This window comes from Thioalkalivibrio sp. ALJ3 (assembly GCF_000377205.1).
Classification (GTDB): domain Bacteria; phylum Pseudomonadota; class Gammaproteobacteria; order Ectothiorhodospirales; family Ectothiorhodospiraceae; genus Thioalkalivibrio.
The window spans coordinates 261,921-281,233 of record NZ_KB897905.1 but is presented as its reverse complement, the minus strand read 5'-3'; the positions used below and the strand labels follow the sequence as shown (position 1 = coordinate 281,233).

23 protein-coding genes and 1 pseudogene are annotated in these 19,313 nt (G+C 66.4%); 14 read left to right on the top strand and 10 right to left on the bottom strand.

The annotated features are described in order from the left end of the window. The first annotated feature begins 23 nt into the window (after window positions 1-23). The 14 genes and pseudogenes from C935_RS0101410 (at window position 24) to C935_RS0101345 (ending at window position 10,455) form a co-directional block, all read left to right on the top strand. The gene (locus tag C935_RS0101410) at window positions 24-971 is read left to right on the top strand and encodes an AEC family transporter (protein ID WP_018860730.1); all 948 of its coding nucleotides are present in this window, start codon (window positions 24-26) and stop codon (window positions 969-971) included. Between the two features lie 103 nt (window positions 972-1,074). Next, window positions 1,075-2,052: a calcium/sodium antiporter gene (locus C935_RS0101405; RefSeq protein WP_018860729.1), complete on the top strand. Its 978-nt coding sequence runs from the start codon at window positions 1,075-1,077 to the stop codon at window positions 2,050-2,052. Continuing rightward, window positions 2,049-3,026, top strand: coding sequence for a KpsF/GutQ family sugar-phosphate isomerase (locus tag C935_RS0101400; RefSeq protein WP_018860728.1), 978 nt, complete (start codon window positions 2,049-2,051; stop codon window positions 3,024-3,026). Before C935_RS0101405 ends, C935_RS0101400 begins: the two co-directional genes overlap by 4 nt. After that, window positions 3,026-3,565, top strand: a complete 540-nt coding sequence (gene kdsC / locus C935_RS0101395; protein WP_018860727.1) for a 3-deoxy-manno-octulosonate-8-phosphatase KdsC — start codon at window positions 3,026-3,028, stop codon at window positions 3,563-3,565. The genes C935_RS0101400 and kdsC overlap by 1 nt, the downstream gene beginning before the upstream one ends. A 38-nt stretch (window positions 3,566-3,603) precedes the next feature. Beyond that, the gene (lptC, locus tag C935_RS0101390) at window positions 3,604-4,125 is read left to right on the top strand and encodes an LPS export ABC transporter periplasmic protein LptC (RefSeq protein WP_369771386.1); all 522 of its coding nucleotides are present in this window, start codon (window positions 3,604-3,606) and stop codon (window positions 4,123-4,125) included. Then, window positions 4,118-4,642 (top strand): lipopolysaccharide transport periplasmic protein LptA, encoded by a 525-nt coding sequence (gene lptA / locus C935_RS0101385; RefSeq protein ID WP_018868066.1) that lies wholly within the window; start codon window positions 4,118-4,120, stop codon window positions 4,640-4,642. The genes lptC and lptA overlap by 8 nt, the downstream gene beginning before the upstream one ends. Continuing rightward, on the top strand, window positions 4,639-5,421 hold the full coding sequence (gene lptB / locus C935_RS0101380; protein WP_018860724.1) for an LPS export ABC transporter ATP-binding protein: 783 nt from the start codon (window positions 4,639-4,641) through the stop codon (window positions 5,419-5,421). The genes lptA and lptB overlap by 4 nt, the downstream gene beginning before the upstream one ends. 69 nt (window positions 5,422-5,490) lie before the next feature. Then, window positions 5,491-6,984 (top strand): RNA polymerase factor sigma-54, encoded by a 1,494-nt coding sequence (locus C935_RS0101375; protein ID WP_018860723.1) that lies wholly within the window; start codon window positions 5,491-5,493, stop codon window positions 6,982-6,984. A gap of 2 nt (window positions 6,985-6,986) precedes the next feature. Then, window positions 6,987-7,325 carry a ribosome hibernation-promoting factor, HPF/YfiA family gene (gene hpf / locus C935_RS0101370; RefSeq protein ID WP_012981784.1) on the top strand — a complete coding sequence of 113 codons (339 nt, stop codon included), beginning with the start codon at window positions 6,987-6,989 and terminating at the stop codon, window positions 7,323-7,325. Window positions 7,326-7,329: 4 nt separating this feature from the next. Then, the gene (locus C935_RS0101365) at window positions 7,330-7,800 is read left to right on the top strand and encodes a PTS sugar transporter subunit IIA (RefSeq protein ID WP_018860722.1); all 471 of its coding nucleotides are present in this window, start codon (window positions 7,330-7,332) and stop codon (window positions 7,798-7,800) included. Between the two features lie 66 nt (window positions 7,801-7,866). Continuing rightward, complete coding sequence (gene hprK, locus C935_RS0101360) at window positions 7,867-8,898, top strand: HPr(Ser) kinase/phosphatase (protein ID WP_018860721.1); 1,032 nt, start codon at window positions 7,867-7,869, stop codon at window positions 8,896-8,898. Next, window positions 8,899-9,783 carry an RNase adapter RapZ gene (gene rapZ, locus C935_RS0101355; RefSeq protein WP_018860720.1) on the top strand — a complete coding sequence of 295 codons (885 nt, stop codon included), beginning with the start codon at window positions 8,899-8,901 and terminating at the stop codon, window positions 9,781-9,783. 4 nt (window positions 9,784-9,787) lie between these two features. Then, window positions 9,788-10,214, top strand: a pseudogene (locus tag C935_RS12665) (PTS sugar transporter subunit IIA). After that, window positions 10,186-10,455, top strand: coding sequence for an HPr family phosphocarrier protein (locus tag C935_RS0101345; RefSeq protein WP_018860718.1), 270 nt, complete (start codon window positions 10,186-10,188; stop codon window positions 10,453-10,455). The pseudogene C935_RS12665 and the gene C935_RS0101345 overlap by 29 nt, the downstream one beginning before the upstream one ends. 174 nt (window positions 10,456-10,629) lie before the next feature. Here the strand turns inward: C935_RS0101345 and hisC are convergent, their stop codons facing one another. From hisC to C935_RS0101295, 10 genes are all read right to left on the bottom strand, one after another. After that, window positions 10,630-11,727 (bottom strand): histidinol-phosphate transaminase, encoded by a 1,098-nt coding sequence (gene hisC, locus C935_RS0101340; RefSeq protein WP_018860717.1) that lies wholly within the window; start codon window positions 11,725-11,727, stop codon window positions 10,630-10,632. After that, the gene (gene hisD / locus C935_RS0101335) at window positions 11,724-13,028 is read right to left on the bottom strand and encodes a histidinol dehydrogenase (RefSeq protein ID WP_018860716.1); all 1,305 of its coding nucleotides are present in this window, start codon (window positions 13,026-13,028) and stop codon (window positions 11,724-11,726) included. The genes hisC and hisD overlap by 4 nt, the downstream gene beginning before the upstream one ends. Window positions 13,029-13,051: 23 nt before the next feature. Then, a complete protein-coding gene (locus C935_RS0101330) occupies window positions 13,052-14,119 on the bottom strand; it encodes a 3-deoxy-7-phosphoheptulonate synthase (RefSeq protein WP_018860715.1) in 1,068 nt (355 codons plus the stop codon). Between the two features lie 10 nt (window positions 14,120-14,129). Further along, complete coding sequence (gene hisG / locus C935_RS0101325; protein ID WP_018860714.1) at window positions 14,130-14,780, bottom strand: ATP phosphoribosyltransferase; 651 nt, start codon at window positions 14,778-14,780, stop codon at window positions 14,130-14,132. Between the two features lie 27 nt (window positions 14,781-14,807). Next, window positions 14,808-16,067, bottom strand: a complete 1,260-nt coding sequence (gene murA / locus C935_RS0101320) for a UDP-N-acetylglucosamine 1-carboxyvinyltransferase (protein ID WP_018860713.1) — start codon at window positions 16,065-16,067, stop codon at window positions 14,808-14,810. Window positions 16,068-16,168: 101 nt separating this feature from the next. Then, window positions 16,169-16,495 carry a lipid asymmetry maintenance protein MlaB gene (locus C935_RS0101315; protein WP_018860712.1) on the bottom strand — a complete coding sequence of 109 codons (327 nt, stop codon included), beginning with the start codon at window positions 16,493-16,495 and terminating at the stop codon, window positions 16,169-16,171. Next, window positions 16,488-17,156, bottom strand: coding sequence for a phospholipid-binding protein MlaC (locus tag C935_RS0101310; RefSeq protein ID WP_018860711.1), 669 nt, complete (start codon window positions 17,154-17,156; stop codon window positions 16,488-16,490). The genes C935_RS0101315 and C935_RS0101310 overlap by 8 nt, the downstream gene beginning before the upstream one ends. A gap of 22 nt (window positions 17,157-17,178) precedes the next feature. Then, the gene (mlaD, locus tag C935_RS0101305; protein WP_018860710.1) at window positions 17,179-17,637 is read right to left on the bottom strand and encodes an outer membrane lipid asymmetry maintenance protein MlaD; all 459 of its coding nucleotides are present in this window, start codon (window positions 17,635-17,637) and stop codon (window positions 17,179-17,181) included. 32 nt (window positions 17,638-17,669) lie between these two features. Then, the gene (mlaE, locus tag C935_RS0101300; protein ID WP_018860709.1) at window positions 17,670-18,452 is read right to left on the bottom strand and encodes a lipid asymmetry maintenance ABC transporter permease subunit MlaE; all 783 of its coding nucleotides are present in this window, start codon (window positions 18,450-18,452) and stop codon (window positions 17,670-17,672) included. Next, the gene (locus tag C935_RS0101295; RefSeq protein WP_018860708.1) at window positions 18,445-19,278 is read right to left on the bottom strand and encodes an ABC transporter ATP-binding protein; all 834 of its coding nucleotides are present in this window, start codon (window positions 19,276-19,278) and stop codon (window positions 18,445-18,447) included. The genes mlaE and C935_RS0101295 overlap by 8 nt, the downstream gene beginning before the upstream one ends. Between the last annotated feature and the right edge of the window lie 35 nt (window positions 19,279-19,313).

The following is a 19,313-nucleotide window of genomic DNA, read 5'->3' as shown; positions in this document are numbered from 1 at the left end:
TGTCGCCCTAAACGAGCGCCCCCATGCTGACGGTCATGACCCAGATGGGGGCGCTGATCGTTGCGGGTGTCGTCTGGCGCCTGCTGCGCCCTGGCGGGCTGGACGCCGACACCGCCCGCCGGGTGCTTACCACCCTGGTTTACTATCTGCTGCTGCCCGCGCTGGTACTGCAGGTGCTGTGGACCGCGCCCCTGGGGCTCGACTCGCTGCGCATTGCGCTGGTGGCCGGTACGACCGTGCTGGCGATGGTGGGCGTGACCCTGCTTGCCTGCCGGGCTTGTCTGGCCGAGCGCGGGGCGGTCGGGGCGATGCTGCTGGCCGCGGCCTGGCCGAATGCCACCTACCTGGGACTCCCTGTCCTCGACAGCCTGTTCGGCGATGCCGGCCGCGCGGTGGCGATCCAGTACGACCTGTTCGCCTGCCTACCGCTGTTGCTCACACTGGGGATCCTGCTGGCCAGGCACTATGGGGATCCGGAAGCGGTTCGGCTGTATGGCGGGGGCGGGGCCATTCGCGGGCTGGCGGCCGTCCCGTCGATCTGGGCGGCGGTTTTGGGTGTCGCCCTGAATCTGGCCGGTCTGCCACTGGTCACCTGGCTGGATACCTGGCTCGGGTTTCTGGCCGATTCGGTAGCGCCCCTGATGCTGTTTTCGCTGGGGCTGGCGCTGGTGTTCGACCGCTTCCGCGGCCGCGATCTGCGGCCCCTGGTCATGGTCTCCGTCATCCAGTTGCTGATTGCACCGTTGTTCGCGCTGGGTCTGGTCTGGTGGGTCGGGCTGGAGGGTGTGCCCGGGGTTGGTTCGGTGCTCGAGGCGGCGATGCCGGCGATGGTCCTGGGGCTCGTGTTCTGCGATCGCTTCCGACTCGATACCGGCCTGTATGCGGTCGCGGTCACGCTGACGACGGCGTTGTCCCTGCTGACCCTCCCGCTGTGGTTCGCCATCGCCGGACATCTGGTCCCTGGGGGGTGACCGTGTTGGCGGGCCGGCGCCGGCGATCGGTTACAGCGATCGGCTACAATTGGCGGGTGAAGAGACACCCCGCTCCACCCACCTTTGGTCCCGGCACCCGCTGATGGTCCTGCCCGTTCTTGCGGTCATCGGTGGTCTGGTACTGCTGACCTGGAGTGCCGACCGCTTCGTGTTTGGTGCCTCGGCGTTCGCGCGCAGCGTGGGTGTGAGTGCCCTGCTGGTCGGGTTGACCATTGTCGCCTTCGGGACCTCGGCGCCGGAGATCGTCGTCTCCGTCCTGGCGACGCTTCAGGGGAACCCGGGACTCGCGGTGGGTAACGCGATCGGCTCGAATATCGCGAACATCGGACTGGTGCTGGCGATGGCGGCGCTGGTGGCACCGCTGGTGATCGGGCACGGCCTGGTGCGCCGCGAATTGCCGATCCTGATGGTGGTGAGTCTGGCGGTCCTGTTTCTGCTGCTGGATGGCGAGCTGGGCCGCCTGGAGGGCGGGCTTCTGATTTCAGGGTTGCTGCTGGTGACCGCCTGGGTGATTCACATCGCGCGGCGTGCGCAGGCGCTGGACCCGGCCGATGCGCCTGAAGAGGTGCGCGGCATGGTCGAGGCCATCCCGGCGGCCACTTCTACCGGTCGCGCCCTGGCCTGGCTGGGCCTTGGCCTGGCGCTGCTGATTGCCAGCAGCCAGTTGGTCGTCTGGGGTGCGGTGGGGATTGCGGAGCAGCTGGGCATCAGTGATCTGGTGATCGGCCTGACCATCGTGGCGATCGGGACCAGCCTGCCGGAACTGGCGACCTCCCTGGTGGCGGCCTTTCGCCGCGAGGCGGGATTGGCGATCGGCAACGTGATCGGTTCCAATCTGTTCAACCTGCTGGCCGTGCTGGCGGTCCCCGCGCTGATCGCGCCGCTGGCGATCGAGCCCGAGGTGCTGGTACGCGACTACCCGGTGATGCTCGGCATGACCGTCGCGCTGTTCGTTTTTGCCCTGGCGCGTGGCAGCCAGCTGCGGCGCTGGCAGGGGGGGCTTCTGCTCGCGGTGTTCGCGGGCTACCTTGTCCATCTCGGAATGACGGCAACCGCATGAATTTCAATCCCGATACCACCCGCAAGCTGGCCCTAGCGGTCCTCAACAACGAGGCCGAGGCCGTGCGTCGGCTGGCCGACCGCGTGGACGATGCATTCCTGGAGGCCTGTCGGCACATCCTTGAGTGCCGCGGCCGGGTCGTGGTGACCGGTATGGGCAAGTCCGGCCATATCGGTTCCAAGCTGGCGGCCACGCTGGCTTCCACCGGAACGCCAGCATTTTTCGTCCACCCCGGCGAGGCCAGCCACGGCGATCTCGGCATGATCACCCGCGATGACGTAGTGATCGCCCTGTCCAATTCCGGCGAGACCGACGAGCTGCTGACCATCCTGCCGCTGATCCGGCGGCTGGATGTACCGCTGATCGCGCTGACCGGCAATTCGGGGTCGCGTCTGGGGCAGGATGCCACCGTGCACTTGGATGTCTCGGTCGAGCGCGAGGCCTGTCCGCTGGGCCTGGCCCCGACCTCCAGTACCACGGCCGCGCTGGCGATGAGCGATGCCCTGGCGATTGCGGTGCTGGATGCACGCGGCTTTACCGCGGACGATTTTGCCCGTTCGCATCCCGGTGGCCGGTTGGGACGGCGGTTGTTGGTCCATGTCGCGGACATCATGCACACGGGTGACGCGATTCCGCGCGTGGGTCCTGAGGCCCCTCTGAAGGATGCGCTGTTCGAGATTACGCGCAAGGGATTGGGGCTGGTGATCGTGGCCGATCCCAATGCGCATCTGCTTGGTGTATTTACCGATGGCGACCTCCGGCGCACGCTGGATCGTGGTGAAAGCCTGGAGGCGCTGACCATCGGCCAAGTGATGACGCGGGGTGGGCATGCCGCCCGTCCGCAGTGGCTGGCGGTGGAGGCGCTGGAGACCATGGAGAGCAAGCGCATCAACGCCCTGCCGGTGATGGATGACGATCAGCGACTGGTTGGTGTCTTGAACATGCACGACCTGTTGCGCGCGGGAGTGGCCTGATGGACCGGCGCGACGAATACCTGCACAGCCGCCAGGAGGCGGTGCGTCTGCTGATCCTGGATGTCGATGGCGTGCTGACCGATGGCAGCCTGTTCATGGGGGATGCCGGCGAGCAGTACAAGGCCTTTCACTCGCGCGACGGGCACGGTATCCGCCTGGCGCTGGATGGCGGGCTGGAAATCGCGATTCTGACCGGGCGCACCTCCGGAGTGGTCGAGCACCGTATGCGGGATCTGGGTGTGCAGCATCTGTTGCAGGGGCGGCGCGACAAGGGGGCCGCACTACACGAGCTGCTGGAACAGACCGGGCATGCGCCCGAGGAGGCCGCCTTTGTGGGCGACGACATCGTCGATCTGCCGGCGATGCGTCGTGTGGGCCTCGGCATCGCGGTGGCGGATTCCCATCCGCTGGTATTGCAGCATGCCGACTGGGTCACACAGGCCCCCGGAGGGCGTGGCGCGGTGCGCGAGGTCTGCGAGGGCCTGCTGGCGGCCCAGGGGCGCCTGGAGGCCCTGTTCGCGGAGTACGTCGACGGATGAGGTGGGGGGTCGGACTGACGGCGCTGCTCCTGGTGCCAATGGCGGCGCTGGTGGCCGGCGCTGTGGCCAGCGAGCATGAGCCGGAGGGCGAGGTGACGCTGGAGATCGAGGGCTTCACGCTGCATGCGACCGGCGACGATGGCGAGCTGAGCCACCGCCTGCGCGGAACGCGGCTGCGCGAATTTGGCCGCGACGGCCCCCAGCTGATCGACGACCCCGACCTGGATATCTTCGATGCCGGCGGTATCGAGTGGCACTGGACCGCGCCCGAGGCGCTGCACCGTCCGATGGATGAGACCCTCGACCTGATCGGCCCTACGCGAGGTGTGCAGCCCGAGCGTGGCGAGCGCGTACGCACGGTGATCGAGTCCTCCGACGTGACGGTGGCCACCGACACCATGATCGCCACCTCCGAGGCCCTGTCGACGCTGGATCAGCCTGGCCTCTTTCAGCGGGGTGTGGGTCTGCGCGTGGACTCGCGAGGGGATACCATAGAACTGTTCCATGATGTGTACACGTTATACAGCGAGTCGGGCGAGGAGGAAGCCGCTAATGACTGAACGTGGTGGGTCGTCGCTCGCCCGGGCCGGGTGGTCTGTGCTGGTGGGGGGCGTCTTGCTGCTGCTGGCCTCGCCGCTTGTGGCCCAGCAGCAGGCGCTGCCGGTGGAGATTACCGCGGATCATGCGGAGATGGACGACCGCCGGGGCGTGAGTACCTATACCGGTGATGTGATTGTGGTCCGCGGGGATATGACGCTGGAGGCGGACAAGGTCTATGTGCGCAGCCGCGATCGGCGTCCCTACGAGATGGAGGCCCACGGCGAGCCCGCGCGGCTGGAGTCGCCGGATCCGGAGACGGGGGAGATGCGCATCGCCACCGCACTGCGCATCGACTACCTGCTGAACGAAGACCGGGTGATCCTGACGGACCAGGCACACGTGGTCACGGCGGCCGAGGAGGCGCGTGGCAAGCGTATTGTCTACGACCTGGAAACCGACATCATCGAAGCCGAGCGTGGCGAGACCGATGACGAGCGTGTACGCATCAGGATCCAGCCCCGCGAAGACGGCGAATGACCGAGGTGGACCCCAGCATACCAGCAGGGACGGATGGCGAAGCCCCTCCGGTGGCCGGCTATCTGGCCGGACGCGAGCTGACCAAGCGCTATGGCAAGCGTACGGTACTGGATCGCGTCGATGTCGACCTGGCGCCCGGCGAGGTGGTGGGGCTGCTGGGCCCGAACGGGGCGGGCAAGACCACCTGTTTCTACAGCCTGGTCGGCCTGATACGGCCCAATCGCGGCCGTATCACGCTGGGCGACCGGGATATAACCCATGCCCCAATTCATGCGCGGGCCCGCGCCGGGCTGGGCTACCTGCCGCAGGAGGCCTCGATATTCCGGCGACTGAGTGTTTGGGACAATCTCCAGGCCGTGCTGGAGCTCCGGCCGGAGCTCGATCGCCACGAACGTCGTCGGATCGGCGATGCCCTGATCGAGGAATTTCAGTTGGAGACGGTGCGGCACAGTCCGGGGATTGCCTTGTCCGGAGGCGAGCGCCGTCGCGCGGAGATTGCGCGAGCGCTGGCTGGTGATCCACGCTTTATCTGCCTGGACGAGCCGTTCGCCGGCGTGGATCCGATTTCCGTGGGTGATATCCAGGCCGTGATTGGACACCTGGCCCAGCGCGGGATCGGGGTACTGATTTCCGACCACAATGTGCGCGAGACACTCGGAATCTGCGACAGGGCCTATATTCTTAGCGAGGGCCGCATCCTGAGCGCGGGGACTCCGCAGGAACTGCTGGACGACCCGCAGGTACGCCGGGTGTACCTCGGTGAAAACTTTCGGCTGTGAGCTCTCGGTGCAGATGGATCAATGTCTTCTTGAGAGGGTCTTAATGGTCACGATGGACCTGAAACCGCGATGCTGAAACCCGGGCTCAATCTGCAGCTGGGGCAGACGCTGACGATGACCCCGCAGCTGCAACAGGCCATTCGCCTGTTGCAGCTTTCCACGCTGGAGTTGCAGGCGGAGATCCAGCAGGCGCTGGAAAGCAATCCCATGCTCGAGCAGGTGGAGGACGAGGGCGAGGAGGCTCTGGGCGAGCGCCCGGAGGAAGGGGGCGAGCGGGTCGACGGGGATCGCATGCAGGCCGATACGGCCGGCGATGACGTGATCCCCGAGGAGCTGAGCACCGACAGCCGCTGGGACGACATCTACGAGCCCGCTCCGAGCCCGCGCGGCCTGGATGATCGCGATCCGCTGGAGAATACCTCCGACGGCGACGACGAGGGCCTGCAGGACCATCTGCTCTGGCAGCTGCATCTGAGCCACCTGACCCCGCGCGACCAGCGGATCGGCGCGGCGCTGATCGACGCGATCAGCCCGGATGGCTACCTGGACGGTGATCTCGAGGCGCTGGCGGAGATGATCAGCCAGGGCGAGGACGAGCCCGTGGGGGTCGACGAGGTCGAGGCGGTGCTGCACTGGATTCAGCAGTGCGACCCGCTGGGCGTCGGTGCGCGGGACCTGCGCGAGTGTCTGGAGATCCAGCTGCGCCATCTGGCGCCGGATGCCCCGGCGCGCGACGCGGCTCGAGCCATCCTGGAAAACGGCATGGAGAGCCTGGCCAAGCGGGACTACCGGGCCCTGCAGCGGCAGTCAGGCGTGCGCGATCCAGACGAACTGGCGCGGGCGCTGGACCTGATCCGTACTCTGAACCCGCGTCCGGGTGCCCAGATCAGCGAGTCCACTTCGGAATACGTCGTGCCGGATGTCTATGTCCGCCATGACCGCGATGGCTGGCGTGTGGACCTGAACCCGGAGATTGCTCCGCGCATTCGCATCAATGATCTCTATGCAGGCATGGTGCGGCAGGTCTCCGATGCGCGTGACAGCGCGTTCATGCGCGATCAGCTGCAGGAGGCGCGCTGGTTCCTGAAGAGCCTGCACAGCCGCAACGATACCCTGTTGCGGGTCGCCCAGGCCATCGTCCTGCGCCAGCAGGGGTTTCTCGAGCATGGCGAAGTCGCCATGCAGCCACTGATCCTGCGTGACATCGCCGAGGCCCTGGAGATGCACGAGTCGACCATCTCGCGAGTGACCACACAGAAATACATGCACACCCCGCGTGGGGTATTCGAGTTCAAGTATTTCTTTTCCAGTCATGTCGGGACGGCCGACGGTGGCGAATGCTCGGCGACCGCGATCCGTGCCATGATTCGAGAACTGATTGGTGGCGAGACCGCGAACAAGCCACTGAGCGATGCCAAACTGGCCCAGATCCTGTCGGATCGGGGCATCAATGTGGCCCGACGTACCGTGGCCAAGTACCGCGAGGCCATGCACATACCGTCTTCCAGTGAACGCCGGCAGATGGCGAGCATGCCAAGCGGAACCAAGCAAAAAGGAGCCTGACCATGCAGATCAACCTGACCGGCCATCACGTCGATATCACCGACGCCCTGCGCGACTACGTAAACGAAAAGTTCGCGAAGCTGGAGCGCCACTTCGACAAGGTGATCGACGTGCATGTGGTGCTGACCCACGAGAAAAATCAGAACCTGAACAACAAGGCAGAGGCCAATCTCCAGGTCAGCGGTAATCACATCCACGCAGAAGCCAGTCACGAGGACATGTATGCGGCGATCGATGGCCTGATCGACAAGGTGGATCGCCAGCTCATCAAGCACAAGGAAAAGGTCAAGGACCATCACCGCGCCGAGGGTGCCCAGCGCAACCGCGAACAGGCCCTGTAACGCAATGACCATTGCCGAGCTGATCACCCGCGACCGTATTCGACTGGAACCCGAGTGTTCCAGCCAGAAGCGGTCGCTCGAGACCCTGGCCGAATTGCTGGCCGTCGGCGGCGAGGAGTCCGCCGGTCCGGCCAGCGGGGCCATCTTCGAGGCCCTCTCTGCCCGCGAGAAGCTTGGCTCCACCGGTCTCGGTCATGGTGTGGCCATCCCGCACGGGCGCCTGGCCGAGATCGACGCCCCCCGGGTCGCGGTCCTGCGGCTGGACCAGGGCGTCGACTTCGACGCCATGGATCACGAGCCGGTGGATATCCTGATCGCGCTGCTGGTCCCCGAGGCGGCTACCAGTGAACACCTGGATCTCCTGGCGCAGCTGGCTCGTGGCCTTTCTCAGCCCGACAATATCGCCTCGCTGCGTCGTGCCGGTGACGCGGACGCCCTGGAGCGTGCACTGACCAGGGCCTTCGGCGACGCCTGATCATGGGGCCCCAGCAGTGTTCACCATGTTCCGACACTCAACGCTGACTCTTCCGGAGATGCGTGGATGAACGAGGCACTGGGGGAGGGTGGCATCGCACGCGACATCACCGTCGAGGCCCTGATCCAGGCGATGGGCAACCGCCTGGACCTGCGCTACGTCCATGGCGAGCAGGTCGCACCCGACCGCAATCTGGTAGGCGGGGACGGAGACGACCTGCCCCTGGCCGGGCACCTCAACCTGATCCGGCCAAATCGCATTCAGGTGATCGGCGATTTCGAGGCGCGCTATATCGCGCGGCTGAGCGATGAGCAGCGCGAGCAGCTGATCCTGGAGATGGCCCGCACCGGCACGACCGCGGTGATCTTTGCCGAGGACACCTGCCCGTTCTCGGAGATGCCGGACGTCCCCGAGGAGCAGCTGCCACTGATCCTGTGCTCCTCCACCAGCAGCCACGAGATCATCTCGCTGCTGCGCTACTTCCTGCAGCAGCGGCTGGCCCATTTCGAGGTGCGCCATGGCGTGTTCATGGAGATCCTCGGAATCGGCGTGCTGATCAGCGGGGCCTCCAGCGTGGGCAAGAGCGAGGTGGCGCTGGAGCTCATCTCGCGCGGGCACCGGTTGATTGCCGACGATGCGCCGGAGTTCGCCCGCATCGCCCCGGATATCGTGCGCGGACATTGCCCGGCCCTGCTGCAGGACCTGCTCGAGGTCCGCGGGCTGGGGGTGCTGAACGTCCGCGCCATGTACGGGGATTCGGCAATCAAGGGTGGCAAGTATCTGCGGCTGATCATTGACCTGCGCGACCACAGCGAGCCTTCGCCGGTGCCGGACGATCGCCTGAACGGGCGCCGTGGGGAGATCGATATCCTCGGGCTGCGCATCCCGCTGATCAGCCTGCCGGTCGCTCCGGGGCGCAACATCGCGGTCATGATCGAGGCGGCGGTGCGCAGCCACATGCTGCACATGCAGGGCTATGTCGCCGGTGACGACCTGCGCGCACGTCAGCGCCGGCAGATGAGCGGCGAGCCCGAGGAGCCGCCTTACCACCGTGCGATCCCGGCGACCACCGTTCCCAACCCGGATCCGGAGGGCTGAGTGCGACTTCTGCTGGTTAGTGGCCTTTCGGGCTCCGGCAAGACGGTCGCCCTGCACACGCTGGAGGACGCCGGATATTTTTGCGTCGACAACCTGCCGTTGCCGCTGCTTCCCGGGCTCATCGATCAGGTCCGCAGCGGCGACTACGATGCCGACGAAGACCGTCATCTGGCGGTCGGGGTGGATGTCCGTAGCGGGCTGACTGCGCTGGAGGGTTTTGCCGACCTGCTGCGCGAGCTTCGAGGCAAGGGGCTGCAGGTCGAGGTGATGTTCCTGCAGGCCTCCAGCGAGGTCCTGCTGCGGCGTTACCACTTGACGCGGCGCCGGCATCCGCTGGCGCGCGACGGCGTCCCGCTGGTCGACGCTATCGAGCGTGAACGCGACTGGCTCGGGCATGTCGCGGCCGAGGCCGATCTGACCGTGGACACCTCCCGGTTGTCGATGCATGATCTCGCACGCACCCTGCGCGACCGCGTTGGGTTGCTGGGCGAAGAGCGTCTGTCCCTGCTCTTTCAGTCATTCGGGTTCAAGCACGGGGCGCCGCTGGACTCCGACTTCGTGTTCGACGTCCGCTGCCTGCCCAACCCGCACTACGAACGCGACCTGGCCCCACTGACCGGGCGCGACGCCGCCGTTTGCGAGTTTCTTGCGCGTCATGGCGAGGTCGAGGAGATGTATGACGGGATACAGGGCTTTCTGGAACAGTGGGTGCCGCGTATCCGGCAGGATCACCGCAGCTATGTGACCGTATCGATCGGGTGCACCGGCGGGCGCCACCGTTCGGTCTATCTCGTGGAGCGGCTGGCGGCTGCGTGGCGGGGGCGCGAACATGTTACTGTTAGCACCCGTCACCGCGAGCTATCCCTGCCCCTCGAATCGGAGTGAGTCCATGGGCGTTGGTCTGATCCTGATCACGCATCAAAACCTCGGCGACACCCTGCTGCAGACGGCCCGCAGCATGCTGGGCGACCTGCCAGAGGATTGCGAGTCCATGGCGATGTCGCAGAATGACGACCCCGACGAGGTGCTGGCCCGCGCGAGGGCGCGTCTGGGCGAGCTGGATTCCGGTTCCGGCGTGCTGATCCTGACCGACATGTTCGGTTCTACCCCCTCCAATGTGGCCAGCGCGCGTGGCGCGGGGGGCGAATGCCCGCGTCATTGCCGGGATCAACCTGCCGATGCTGATCCGTGTGCTGAACTACCGCCATCTGCCGCTGACGGAGCTGGTCAACAAGGCCCTGTCGGGCGGGCACGATGGCATCCTTCTTTGTGACCAGGAGTGTTCGGATGCCGCAGCGCGCAGTCCCCATCGTTAATCGCCTGGGGATGCATGCGCGTGCGGCGGCCAAGTTTGTGAGCCTGGCCAGCCAGTACGCGTCCGATGTGACCGTATCCCGGAATTCCCAGGAAGTGAACGGCAAGAGCATCATGGGGGTGATGATGCTGGCGGCGGCGCAGGGCTCCGAGGTCACCATCACCACTGACGGCGATGACGCCGAAGAGGCCCTCGACGCCCTCACCGAACTCGTCGCCAACCGCTTCGGCGAGGACGCCTAACCCTCCCCTTCTGCCTCCATGCCTTCTCGAGGCTGGGCCTGGTTCGCCATCCGGTGTTCACGTGCCTTCGGTCCACATACTGCCAAGCGCTGTCTCGCCAGCGCAGGTAGGCGGCCGGACGAAAGCACCGTAAACACCGGATGGCGAACCAGGCCCAGCCTCAGAAATCAGGGTTCAGCCGGCGAGGGCGTTGCGCAGGGCCGCAAGAAACGCGTCGTTCTCGTCGGGGCGGCCGACGGTGACGCGCAGGCAGTCAGCCAGTAGCGGGTGCGCGCGGCCAACATCCTTGACGAGGATGCCGGCGTCGCGCAGGGCCGCGAAGCTCGCATGCCCCTGCCCCTCGCGCACCCGAAAGAGGATGAAGTTCGCCTGACTCGGGAACACGTGGTCGACGCCGTCGATCGCCGCAAGCGCGTCGGACAGCCGGCCGCGCTCTTCGATGATGCCGTGCGCCTGCTCATCCAGGGCCTCACGGTGATCCAGGGCGAAGGCGACCGAGCGCTGGGTCAGGGTATTGATGTTGTAGGGCAGGCGCAGCCGGTCGAGGGCATCGATCCAGCCCGCGGAGGCGGCCAGATAGCCCAGGCGAGCACCGGCCAGCCCCAGCTTCGAGACCGTACGCATCACCATCAGCCCGTCGTATTGGCCGACCTCCGGCAGGAAGCTGTGGGAGGCGAACGGGGCATAGGCCTCGTCGACCACCGTGACGCCGGGGTTGGCCTCGATGATCGCCTGCACGGCGACCGGGTCGTCCAGTGTTCCGGTCGGATTGTTCGGGTAGGCCAGGAAGACGACCGCCGGCACGTGCTCGGCCAGGGCGGCATGCATCGCGTCGAGGTCCAGGGTGAAATCGTTGTTCAGCGGGACGCCGATGAAGGGCACGCCCATTGCGCGGGCCAGGACACCGTACATTACGAAGGTCGGCTCTGGCGCCAGGATCGGGCGGCCGGAGGCGGCGACCGCCATGATCAGGATCTGAATCAGTTCGTCGGAGCCGTTGCCGAATATCAACCCGGCCGCCTCGGGCACGCCATGGGCGGCGCGCACCTGCTCGGCCAGGTCGCGGGCCTGAGCATCCGGGTAGCGATTCAGTTGCGGGTCACGCAGGGCCTCCAGCCAGGCGTCTTCCAGCGCGCCGGGCCAGGGGTGCGGGTTTTCCATTGCGTCCAGCTTGATCAGGCCGGTCGCATCGGCCACCTGATAGGCCGGCTGCGCCAGGACCTCCGGACGCATCAGGGCATCCGGGCTGCGGCTTTCGTGCGGCAGGCTCATTGCCCGCCGCGCAGTTCGGCGGAGCGGGCGTGGGCGGTCAGCCCCTCGCCGTGCGCGAGGGCAGCGGCGGTCTTGCCGAGCTTCGCCGCCCCCTCGGCCGAGCAGTGGATGATGCTCGAGCGTTTCTGGAAGTCGTAGACCCCCAGCGGCGAGGAGAAGCGCGCGGTGCGCGAGGTCGGCAGCACGTGGTTGGGCCCGGCGCAGTAGTCGCCCAGGGCCTCGGAGGTGTAGCGGCCCATAAAGATCGCGCCGGCGTGGCGCAGCCCGGCGTCCAGCATCGCCTGCGGGTCGGCCACCGACAGCTCGAGGTGTTCCGGGGCGATGCGATTGGCGACGACAACGGCCTCGGCGGAGTCGCGTACCTTCACCAGCGCGCCGCGCTTGTCGAGGCTGGTGCGGATGATCTCGGCGCGCGGCATTTCGATCAGCAGGCGGTCCATGGCTTCGGCCACGCGGTCGAGGAAGGCCTCGTCCCAGGACAGCAGGATGGACTGGGCCTGTTCGTCGTGCTCGGCCTGCGAGAACAAATCGGCCGCGATCCAGTCCGGGTCGGTCTCGCCGTCGCAGACCACCAGGATCTCCGAGGGGCCGGCGATCATGTCGATGCCGACCGTGCCAAATACCTCGCGCTTGGCCGCGGCCACAAAGATATTGCCCGGGCCGACGATCTTGTCCACCGCCGGGATGGTCTGGGTGCCGTAGGCCAGCGCGGCCACCGCCTGGGCGCCCCCGATGGTGTAGACGCGATCGACACCCGCCACCGCGGCGGCGGCCAGCACCAGATCGTTCAGTTCGCCGCCCGGGGCGGGCACAACCATGACCAGCAGTTCCACGCCCGCGACCTTCGCCGGCACCGCATTCATCAGCACCGAGGACGGGTAGGCGGCCTTACCGCCGGGGACGTACAGGCCGACGGAATCCAGCGCGGTCACGCGCTGGCCGAGCAGCGTGCCGTCGGCATCGGTGAAGTCCCAGTCCTGCATCTTCTGGTGTTCGGCGTACTGGCGGATGCGTGCGGCGGCGGTCTCCAGCGCCTTGCGCTGTTCCGCTGGAATGGACTCCAGCGCGGCCTGCAGGCGCTCCCGCGGGATCTCCAGGTCGGCAACCGCGCTGCGATCGAGGCGATCGAACTTGGCGGTGTAGCGGAGCACGGCGGCGTCGCCCTCCGTGCGCACTGCGGCGAGGATCTCGTCCACCGCATCGCGTACGCCGGTGTCGGCAACGGACTCCCAGGACAGCAGGTGCTCCAGGGCCTGATCGAAGTCGGGCTGCTGGGTATCGAGTCGGGCAATGGAGGGCATGGTTGGCTTCCTCTCGTGTTTCCCTAGGCCGGTACGGCGACTTTCCGGCGCGCGCGCACGGCGTCCGCCAGCAGGCGCAGGCTGGTTTCGGTCTCGTCCCACCCCATGCAGGCATCCGTGATGCTCTGCCCGTAGGTCAGCGGCTTGCCGGGCTGGATGTCCTGTCGGCCTCCGACCAGGTGGCTTTCCAGCATCGCGCCCATGATCCGGCGATCGCCGCCGCTGACCTGCTCGGCCAGCGAGCGGGCCACGTCCACCTGGCGCTTTGGATCCTTGCGGCTGTTGGCATGACTGCAGTCGACCATCACCAGCTCCGGGAGCTCGGCCATGCGCAGCTCCTTGCAGGCCTGTTCGATGCTCTCGGCATCGTAGTTCGGCTGCTTGCCGCCGCGCAGGATGATGTGGCAGTCGTCGTTGCCGGAGGTGGAGAAGATTGCCGAGCGCCCGGCCTTGGTCACCGACAGGAAGTGGTGCGGGCGCGACGCGGAACGGATCGCGTCGATCGCCACGCGCAAACTGCCATCGGTGGAGTTCTTGAAGCCCACCGGGCACGACAGGCCCGAGGCCAGTTCGCGGTGCACCTGGCTCTCGGTGGTGCGTGCGCCGATGGCCCCCCAGGCGACCAGGTCCGCGATGTACTGCGGGCTGATCAGGTCAAGGTATTCGGTGGCGGCCGGCATGCCCTTGATCGCCAGATCACGCAGCAGCCCGCGTGCGACGCGCAGGCCCTTGTTGATGTGGAAGCTGCCGTCGAGGTCGGGATCGTTGATCAACCCTTTCCAGCCGACCGTGGTGCGCGGTTTCTCGAAATACACGCGCATCACAATGTGCAGAGCATCGGACAGCTCCTCGCGCAGAGATTTCAGGTGATCCGCGTAATCCAGCGCTGCGTCGACATCGTGGATCGAGCAGGGGCCCACGATGATCTGCATGCGGTCGTCCTCGCTATGCAGGATGCGATGGCAGGCCTGGCGTGCCTCGAATACGGTCTCGGAGGCCGCGTCCGTGATGGGCAGTTCCTCGCGCAGGGTGTCCGGGGCGGACACCTCCTGGATATCGCGGATTCTCAGGTCGTCGGTATCGGCGGTCATGATGCTCTCGTTACGTCGTCGCGGGCGTGACGGCCTCGCGCAGGCCCTCGATGAGATTTTGAATGGTTCTATGTCGCATCTTCATGGCTGCCTGGTTCACGATCAACCGGGAACTGATGGGGGTAATCAGTTCCAGTGGTTCCAGGCCATTGGCCTTCAGGGTGTTGCCGGTGTCGACCAGGTCCACGATGTAGTCGGCCAGGTTGACCAGCGGCGCCAGTTCCATCGAGCCGTAGAGCTTGATGATCTCCACCTGGCGGCCCTGCTCGGCGAAGTAGTTCTGGGTGATGTTCACGAACTTCGTGGCGATGCGCAGGCGCTGCTGCGGGTCCGGCTGCTGCCCCGGGCGTCCGGCCAGCATCAGCCGGCATGCGGCGATGCGCAGGTCCAGCGGTTCGTAGAGTCCTGCCGCGCCGTGCTCTATCAGCACGTCCTTGCCGGCGACACCGATTGCTGCCGCGCCATGCTGCACGTAGGTGGGGACGTCGGTTGCCCGCACCACCACGATCTTCACGTCCTCGCGGTTGGTGTCGAGGATCAACTTGCGCGTCTTGTCCGGGTCTTCCAGGAGCTCGATCCCGGCGCTGGCGAGCAGCGGCAGGGTGTCCTTGAGGATGCGGCCCTTGGAAAGGGCGATGGTCAGGGCGTTGGGGTCCATCATGTCGGGTGTCGGTCCGTCTGTGTCGGGTCAGACCGGCTCGCGGCGGATGCCCGCGCCGATCTGGCTCAGTTTTTCCTCGATGCATTCGTAGCCGCGGTCGATGTGGTAGATGCGGTCGACTGCGGTTTCGCCCTCGGCCACCAGGCCGGCAATGATCAGGCTGGCCGAGGCGCGCAGGTCGGTCGCCATCACCGGGGCACCCACTAGTTGCTCCACGCCCTTGACGATGGCGGTGTTGCCCTCGATGGTGATATCCGCTCCCATGCGCTGCAACTCCAGTGCATGCATGAAGCGGTTCTCGAACACCGTTTCCACCACCGACCCGGTGCCTTCGGCCACCGTGTTCAATGTCATCATCTGGGCCTGCATGTCGGTGGGGAAGGCCGGGAAGGGTGCGGTCCTCAGGTTTACGGCTTTTGGCCGGCGCCCTTCCATGTCCAGTTCGATCCAGTCCGGGCCCGTCTCGATGCGCGCACCGGCCTCGACCAGCTTGGCCAGGACCGCATCCAGTAGCTCCGGGCGGGTGTTGCGGCAGCGCACGCGCCCGCGAGTGACGGCCGCCGCGACCAGGAAGGTGCCGGTCTCGATGCGGTCCGGCATCACGTCGTATTCGCAGGCGTGCAGGTTTTCGACGCCCTGCACGCGTATGGTGTCGGTCCCGGCACCCTGGATCTTGGCCCCCATCGCAGTCAGGCAGTCCGCCAGGTCGACCACCTCCGGCTCGCGCGCGGCGTTCTCGATCAGGGTCTCGCCCTCGGCCAGGGTGGCAGCCATCAGCAGGTTCTCGGTGCCGGTGACCGTGACCTGGTCGAACACGACGCGCGCTCCCTTCAGGCGCTTGGCGCGGGCGTGGATATAGCCACCGTCGACGTCGATCTCGGCGCCCAGCGCCTCCAGCCCGCGCAGGTGCAGGTTCACCGGGCGCGAACCGATCGCGCAGCCGCCCGGCAGCGAGACCTCGGCCTCGCCGAAGCGCGCGAGGAGGGGGCCCAGTACCAGGATGGAGGCGCGCATGGTCTTGACCAGGTCATACGGGGCGACACACTGGGTCAGGGTGGTCGGGTCGACCTCGATGCGCATGCGCTCGTTGACCGTGAGGCTTACACCCATGCGGCCGAGGAGTTCCATGGTGGTGGTCACATCCTGCAGGTGTGGGACGTTGCCAATGGTCATCGGCCCGTCCGCCAGCAAGGTGGCGGACAGGATCGGCAGAACCGCGTTCTTGGCCCCGGAGATCCAGACCTGCCCCTCCAGGCGGCGGCCTCCGGTGATGATCAGCTTGTCCATGGAAAGCCCGGGTCGGTCGCGGGGACCAGCATGGCCCAGCGAAACACGCCATGATAACGAATCTGCCCGCGGAGCGCGCGTTTCCGGCTGTGGGGCGGCCCTCAGGCCGTGCCGGTCTGTGTCGCGGGACCCGAATCGGCGATCACCGATTGCAGGTCGTAAAGCTCAACGAGGGGTGCCAGGCCCTGCGGGATGGAATGGAAGTCCAGTTCCCCGCCCTGTTCGTGTACCCGACGCCAGAGGGTAACCAGCAGCGCCACGCCGGCCGAGTCGATGCGGGTCACTTCGCCGAGGTCCGCCCGTGCGCGAGCGGGCAGTCCCGGGAGCAGCGTGCGAATACGGGATTCGAGGCCCGGAACGGTGGCAAGCGTGAGCGTGCCGGAGATGGCGATCCCCTCCGGAGTGGCGTGCAGGCGGGCCTCAGCCATTACCGTTGTTGACCTCGTCGGCAATGCCGTCCATCGCGTCATCGACGAGGTCGCGGTCGCCGTCCTCGAGACGCTCGATCAGGGCGTCGAGGCCGTTGCGGTTGATCTCTTCGTTGAAGCGGTTGCGGAAGTTGCCGACAAAGCTGAGCCCTTCGGCTTCGACGTCGAAGACCTTCCACTCCCCGTTCACCGGGCGCAGGCGATAGTTGACCTGGAGGTTCGACTGGCCGGAACCCATCACGATTTCGGTGGCCACCACGGCCATGCGGTCGTCCTGGCGCGAACGGCGCTCGATCACGCGGATTTCCTTGTCCAGATGATCGGCCAGCTGCACCCCGTAGGCCTGCAGAAGCGTGTTCTTGAAGGCCTCGGTAAAGCGCTTACGCTGTTCGCTGGAGGCGTCGCGCCAGTGCCGCGCCAGCACCAGCCGGGACATGCCTTCGACATCCACGCCGGGCAGGATTTTGTCTTCGATCACACCGATCACGAAATCCGGGTCCTCCTGGGCGCGGTCCTCGTTCGCCCGGAGCTTCTCGTAGACCTCGTCGATGGACTGCTTGATGATCTCGGTGGGGTTGTCCGCCTGCGCGGCGCCCGGGAGGGCCAGCAGCAGAAGCAGCCAGAGCGGCGCCGGCAGCGCCAGAAATCGCAATGTCTTCATCGTGTCGTCCCCGGTGTGGGTGTCAGTCGCTACCCATATTGGTCAAGAAACGACCAATCAGGTTCTCCAGGACCAGCGCGGATTGGGTGAACATCACCTCGTCACCATCCTGCAGGGTGTCATAGTCGCCACCGGGCTCCAGGGCGATGTACTGCTCGCCCAGGAGCCCCGCCGTATGGATCGCGGCCTGCGTGTCCATAGGCAGGTAGTCATGCTCGGAGCGGATCGCCAGTTTGACCTCGGCGCGGAACTGTTCCGGATCATAGCGAATCTCGGAGACGCGCCCGATGCGCACACCCGACACTGTGACCGGCGCGCGCGTCTTGAGCCCGCCAATGTTGTCGAAGTAGGCCGTCACCGTGTAGGTGTCCCGGTCGTGGTAGTCGGTCACGTTGCTCACCTGGACCGCCAGGTAGAACAGGGCCGCCACACCCAGCAGCACAAACACGCCGACCGCCAGTTCGAAGAAACGTACCTTCATTGTAACCACCTGCCTAGGAAATCACTGGTTGGTCAGCCCGCGCCGAACATCAGCCCGGTCAGGATGAAATCGAGGCCCAGTATCGCCAGCGAGGAGACCACCACCGTCTGGGTCGTCGCGCGCGAGATGCCCTCGGAAGTCGGCATCGCGTTGAAGCCCTGGAATACCGCGATCCAGGTCACCACGAACCCGAACACAATGCTCTTGATGACCCCGGAGAGCACATCCTCGTTCCAGTCGGTCACCGACTGCATCTGCGAGAAGTACGCGCCGCTGTCCACGCCCAGCATGCCCACACCGACGATATAACCGCCCATTACGCCCACTGCGCTGAAGATCGCGGCCAGCAGCGGCATGGAGAGGAACCCGGCGACGAAGCGCGGGGCGAAGATACGGCGATAGGGGTTTACCGCCATCATCTCCATCGCCGAGAGCTGCTCGGTGGTCTTCATCAGGCCCAGCTCGGCCGTTAGAGCGGAGCCCGCGCGACCGGCGAACAACAGTGCGGTCACCACCGGGCCCAGTTCGCGCACCAGCGACAGGGCAACCACGCCGCCCAGGGCCTCTGCGGCACCGAAGTTCACCAGGGTGATATACCCCTGGTAGCCCAGCACCATGCCGACGAACAGCCCGGAGACGATGATGATCAGCAGCGAGCGCACGCCCACTGAGTAGATCTGCACCACCGTCAGCCCGAACCGCCGGATCACGATATCGAGGCTGGCCAGCACCTGGAGCAGAAACAGGAATGCGCGGCCAAATACCACCAGTGCATTCAGCGAGCTGCGGCCCAGCGAGGCAATCGCGTCAATCATCGCGTCGTTCCCGCACCCCGAGCAGGTCCTCGCGGTAGCCGTCGCCGGGGTAATGAAACGGCACCGGGCCATCGGGGCGGCCCTCGAGGAACTGCGCACTCCAGTCCGAGGCGCGGGCACGCAGGTCGTCCGGCGCCCCGGCATCCACCGCCCGGCCATCGGCGATCAGCACCACGTGATCGGAGATGGCCATGGCCTCGGTTACGTCGTGCGACACCAGTACGCTGGTCAGGCCCAGGCTCTGGTTGGTGCGCCGGATCAGGGTCACGATCTGACCCATGGTGATCGGGTCCAGCCCGGTAAAGGGTTCGTCGTACATGATCAGGTCCGGGTCCAGTGCGATCGCCCGCGCCAGCGCCACGCGCCGTGCCATGCCGCCGGACAGCGAGGCCGGGTCAAGGTCCCGCGCGGAACGCAGGCCCACCGCCTCGAGCTTCAGCAGGACCAGGGTGCGCAGCACGTCCTCGGGCAGGTCCGTGTGCTCTCGCAGCGGAAAGGCGACATTCTCGAACACCGAGAGATCGGTCAGCAGGGCCCCGCTCTGGAACAGCATGCCCATGCGTTTGCGCAGGGCGTACAGGCGCCGGGTCGAGAGTCGTGCGACCTCCTGGCCGTCGACCCAGATGCGGCCTCCGTCCGGGCGCAGCTGGCCGCCGATCAGGCGCAGCAGGGTCGTCTTGCCGCTGCCACTGGGGCCCATGACCGTGGTTACCTGACCGCGCGGGATGCGCATGGACAGGTCCTCGAAGACCACCTTGCGCCCGCGCCGGAAGCGCAGGTTCTCGATAACGATATGTGGGCTGTCTTCGGCGACCGGCTCAGCCACAGGCACCTCTTGCCGTACGGCCAATGGGATTCGGG